4 protein-coding genes are annotated in these 5,170 nt (G+C 66.2%); all 4 read left to right on the plus strand.

Annotated features, from left to right (window positions below; all coding sequences use genetic code 11):
- On the plus strand, positions 1 to 2,301 hold a 2,301-nt coding region (locus VFW45_01640), incomplete at its 5' end, for a TonB-dependent receptor (protein HEU5179467.1).
- A gap of 67 nt (positions 2,302 to 2,368) precedes the next feature.
- Positions 2,369 to 3,148: a DUF3450 family protein gene (locus tag VFW45_01645; protein HEU5179468.1), complete on the plus strand. Its 780-nt coding sequence runs from the start codon at positions 2,369 to 2,371 to the stop codon at positions 3,146 to 3,148.
- Positions 3,145 to 4,656 carry a MotA/TolQ/ExbB proton channel family protein gene (locus VFW45_01650; GenBank protein ID HEU5179469.1) on the plus strand — a complete coding sequence of 504 codons (1,512 nt, stop codon included), beginning with the start codon at positions 3,145 to 3,147 and terminating at the stop codon, positions 4,654 to 4,656. Before VFW45_01645 ends, VFW45_01650 begins: the two co-directional genes overlap by 4 nt.
- Positions 4,653 to 5,060, plus strand: coding sequence for a biopolymer transporter ExbD (locus tag VFW45_01655; protein ID HEU5179470.1), 408 nt, complete (start codon positions 4,653 to 4,655; stop codon positions 5,058 to 5,060). The genes VFW45_01650 and VFW45_01655 overlap by 4 nt, the downstream gene beginning before the upstream one ends.
- Positions 5,061 to 5,170 lie beyond the last annotated feature (110 nt).

The raw sequence follows: 5,170 nt of genomic DNA on the forward strand, positions 1-5,170 counted from the left end.
GTCGACATCCAGACACGGTCGATCCCCGAGAAGCTGACCTACGCCGTGTCCCTGGGGGCCGAGAACAACAGTATGGCCACCGGCAACGACGCCTTCCTGACCTACGAAGGCGGGGGGACGCCGCTGCTCGGGGGTGGGGCGGACGATCGCGCCCTTCCGGAGGCGGCGAAGGAGGCCTACAAGAGCATTCCTCCCATACCCAACAATCTTTTCCGGGCCCCCTACACCGCGGAGAAGATCGCCATTTCCGATGCCTACGATCGCCTCGTCCGCTCCTTCGACCCGGCGATGGGGGTCACCACCGACACGCCGGGACTGAACGGCAGCTTCTCGTTCGTGGGAGGCAACCGCTGGGAGCGCGGGAACGATCGGGTGCTCGGGATCCTGGGAGCGCTGACCTTCCAGCACAAATACGATCTCATGGAGGACGCCCAGAACAACAATGGCACCGTCTCCCTGCCCGATCAGCCGATGCAGCTGGTGAGCCGCTCCGAGACCAGGGGAACCGAGGAAACTCTCACGGGACTTCTGATCAACTTCGAGTTCGTCGCGGGGCAGAACCAGCGCTATGCCCTGAACCTGATCGGCAACCGGTCGGCGGAAGACGAGGCACGCTTCCAGGTTCAGACGCTCGGGGGAGGCGTCGAGCGGCAGAACCAGGCGCTGCACTACACCGAGCGCTTCGTCGGCTCGGCCCAAATCCACGGAGAGCACCATTCCGGAGAAAAGCAGGGCCAGGGGCTCGACTGGTTCGTCGCCTACAACGACACCAGCCAGGAGGAGCCCGACGTGCGCTTCTTCCGCAACGACTTCAACAACGAGACGCTGGTGGGGCTGAAGCCGCGCGACAGCACCGATCCTTCCAACACGCGCCGGATCTGGCGGGATGTCGGCGAGTCGAACTGGCAGTCGGCGGTGAATTACTCGCTGCCTTTCTCCACCTGGGGAGACCTTTCCGCCACGCTTCGTGGCGGCGTCCGCCTGGATCGCACCGATCGCGACTACGAGCAGCGCTCCTTCACCTACAACTTCCCCACCCAGGCGCCAGGCAACGACGCGGCGCGCGAGAACCTGCAGCTGGCCAGCTTCCATGCGACCGATGCCGATCAGCTCTGGACCGACGTCTTCACCGACTCGAACCGCATCGGCCTGGCGACCAATCATCCGCCGGCACCCAACCAGCTCCTCTGGATCATCACGCCTTTGACATCCTCCGACGTCGACTACACCGGCAGCCAGGACATCGACGCCGCCTTCGCCATGGCCGAGTTTCCTTTTCGCAGCAACTTCAAGGCGATTGCCGGCGTGCGTCTCGAGTCGACCGATCTGTCGGTCATCCCGACCAACGAGCGCCTCGGCAAGGTGGATGTCATCGTCGTCAACCCGGACAGCGGCGACCGCGGCATCCAGAGGGTGGACCAGGAGCTGGCGGTGGCCGATATCAAGGACAAAGCGCTCCTCCCCTCAGCCGGTCTCGTCTGGTCGATCCGCCAGGGAATGAGCCTGCGCGGCACGGTCAGCGCCACGATCGCCCGCCCCAACTTCCGCGAGCTGGCGCCCGTCGCCACCGAGGAGTTCATTTTCGGCGACGAGTATGTCGGCAACCCGGATCTGACGCTGTCCCGCATCAATAACTACGACCTGCGCTGGGAGTGGTTCCCGCGTCCGGGAGCGGTCCTGGCGGGCAGCGCCTTCTACAAGCAGATCCGCAACCCGATCGAGCTGATCAGCTTCGCCGCCGGCGGCCGCAGCTTCATCCAGCCGGTCAACTACGAACGAGGCAAGCTCTCGGGAGTCGAGCTGGAGGCCCGCTCCTCGATGGAGTGGGCGGCGGATTGGCTGAAGGACCTGTCGGTGGGGGTGAATCTCACGCTCATCAACTCCGAGGTGGAGGTCCCGGCTTCCGAGCAGGAGTCGCTGGCGTCGTTCGAGCTGGACGAGCCGACCCGGCGGCTGCAGGGGCAGCCCGACAAGATCTGGAACGCCAACCTCACCTACGACTCGGAGCGCTTCGGGACCTCCGTCGGGATCTTCTACAACGTCACCGGGGAGATGCTCCTGACCGGAGCGGCCCGTGGCGCCGAGGACGCCGTCCCCAACGTCTTCCAGGAAGAGTTCAAGTCGCTCGACGTCACCTTGGCCCAGCGGATCGGCAAAGGTTTCTCGGTCGCTGTGAAAGGGAAGAACCTCCTTGCCCCGGAAGCGCGCACCGTCTACCGCACCCCGTCGGGGGAGGAGACGGTCAAGACCGAGCGCGAGACCGCCCGGCTACTCGGGATCAGCTTCACCTGGAAATGGTAGGCGGAACGCTCCGGAGTTGCCGCAGGAATGTTGCCGAATCGTCACACAGGGAGCTTAACCTCACCGTATGAGAAGCCGCATCGTCCGCCGCCAAGCGTCGCTGGTCGCCTTATGCCTCATCCTGTCGGCCCCCGTCGCCATTCCGGAGGAAGCGCCCGACAGCCCCGAGACGGTGCGCTCGCTGCTGGCCAAGTGGGCCGAGACCCAGCAGATGATCGCCAAGGAGCGCGCCGACTGGAAGGACGGCAAGGAAATCCTCCAGTCGCGCATCGACCTGCTGCGCGGCGAGGTCGCCGCCGCGGAAGGGAAGGTCACGGAGATTTCCCAATCGGGCGGCGGGGTGCGCAAGGACAAGGCGGAGCTGAATGCCCGCATCGACACGATGAAAGAGGTCTCCGGCGAGCTTGGCCGGATGGCCGGGGAGCTGGAGACGCGCCTTCGCGTCCTGCACGATCGACTCCCCGATCCGCTGAAGGAAAAGATCAAGCCGCTGTACGGCCGCATGCCCGACAACCCGGCTCAGAGCGCCATCTCGGCCGCCGAGAGGTTCCAGAATGTCGCCGGGATTCTGAACGAGATCAACAAGTTCAACGGAGAAATCACCCTGACCAGCGAGGTTCGGACTCTGACCGATGGCAAGCCGGCCGAGGTGAAGGTGGTCTACGTCGGGCTGGGCCAGGCCTATTTCGTGGGGGCCCAGGGTCAGGCCGGGGTGGGTCGCCCCTCGGAGAAGGGCTGGGAGTGGAAGAACGAAGACCGCATCGCGCCGGAGGTGAGCCAGGTGGTGGAAGTGCTGCAGAACAAGGCCAAGCCCAGCTTCGTGCTGCTGCCGGTGGAAATCCGATGAGCCGCAACGTTGCCTTCGCGACCCTGCTGCTTGCCGGTGCGCTGGCCTCCAATCCCGTGGAAGCCCAGGCCGCGGGCGGCGGCGCGCCGCTCGCTCCGGTGGCCGGCAGCGTCCGGCAGGACCTGGAGAAGAGTCTGGCAGAGCTGAAGGCCCTGCGCGAGAGCATCGAGACGGAGAAGGTGCCCCTGGCGAAGGAGATGAGCTCGCTCGAAAGCCGGCTGCGCGATCTGAAGGGGAAGCAGGACTCCGGTGCGCGGAGCAACGACGAGACGGGGCTGGAAGTGGGGCAGCTGAAAGAGGCGGCCCACCTGCGCGAGGAGGAAGTCACCTACGTGGGCAACCTCCTCGACGAGTTCACGCGGAATTTCGAGAGCACCCTGCATGTGAGCGAGACGGGACGCTACGCCGCTTCGCTCGAGGCCGCCAAGCTGGCGACGCTGAACAAGGACCTCGCTCCCAAGGAGCGCTTCGCGCGCCAGACCGAGGTGGTGCGGCAGGCCCTGACGCGCGCCGAGGACCTGCTGGGAGGGACCCGCTACCCGGGCAAGGCGGTGGATGCCTCCGGGACGGTGGACGACGGCACTTTCGCCATGATCGGACCGGTGGTCCTGTTCGCGGCGAAGGACGGTCATCCTTCCGGACTGGCGACGCCCCAGGCCGGCTCCGACACGCCGGCGGTCCGGGCGCTGCCCGAGAAGACCGACGAGAAGATCGCCGAGCTGGTGGAGAAGGGGAAGGGGTCGCTCCCCCTGGATCCGAGCCGCGGCGGCGCGCTGCAGGCCCTGATCGCGCGCGGCAGCCTGTTCGGCTACTTCAAGAAGGGCGGTCCGATCATGTGGCCGCTGCTCTTCGTCTCGCTGCTGGCCAGCTCCGTCATCATCGAGCGGCTGCTGTTCCTCGCCGGGGTCCGGCGCGGGCGCGACCCGGAAGCGATCATCGACATCCTGGCCAAGGTGGAGATGGGAGACGTGGACGGGGCGATACGCCGCGGCCAGGGAACCAAGGACTTCGTGGCCCGCACGCTGGTGTACGCCATGACGCACCGGGAGAAGTCGCTCTCCGGCGCCCTGATGCGCGCCGGGGCCAAGGAGCTGGTGCGCTTCACGCGCGGCATCGCCATCCTGGACACGGTCATCACCATGGCGCCGCTGCTCGGCCTGCTCGGCACCGTCACCGGGATGATGGGCTCCTTCGGCATGCTCGGTGGCGCCGAGCTGAGCGCTCCGGCGCAGATCACCGGCGGCATCGCCGAGGCGCTGATCGCCACCGCCTTCGGGCTGGGGATCGCCATCAGCTCGCTGGTGCCGCTCAATTTCCTGCACAACAAGAACGAGGAGGCGCGCCACGCGATCGAGGACGCGGCCAGCCATCTCGAGCTGCTGATGAAGCCGATCATGGAGGCCGAGACTCGGTTCGGCAGCCGCGGGTCCGAGGGCCGTCTTGCCGAGGCGCTGCCCGGACCGGTGATGGCCGCCAAGCCCGGCTCTTCGCTGAGGGAGTACGCATGAGACTCGAAACGCACGGTTTCAAGAAGGCGAGGATCGAGATCGTGCCGCTGATCGACGTGGTCTTCTTCCTGCTGGCCACCTTCGTCATGGTGTCGCTGTCGATGACCCGCAACCAGGGGATGCAGGTGCAGCTCCCCTCCGCCAGCACCTCGCAGTCCAGCCCCGATTCCGAGAAGGCGCTGACCCTGACCGTCATGGACAACGGGGAAATCTTCTACAACAAGGAGAAGATCTCCGCCTCCCAGCTCCCCTTCAAGCTGCAGTCCTTCAAGGCCTCCAGCAAGGACCCCAAGGTGGTGGTCAACGCGGCGGCGGACGCCGATTTCAAGCAGGTCGTGGCCGTCCTGGACGAGGCCCGCAAGATCGGCATCTCACGCGTCGGCATCTCCACCACCAAGAAATGATGGCCCGGCTCAAGGCGTTCGCCTTCGCCCTCGCGCTGCACGCGGCGATCCTGCTGTTCGGCGGGCTGCTGCTGTTCCACAAGCCTGCCGAGAAGCGCACCACCCGCGAG

This window comes from Candidatus Polarisedimenticolia bacterium, assembly GCA_035764505.1.
Lineage (GTDB): Bacteria > Acidobacteriota > Polarisedimenticolia > Gp22-AA2 > AA152 > AA152.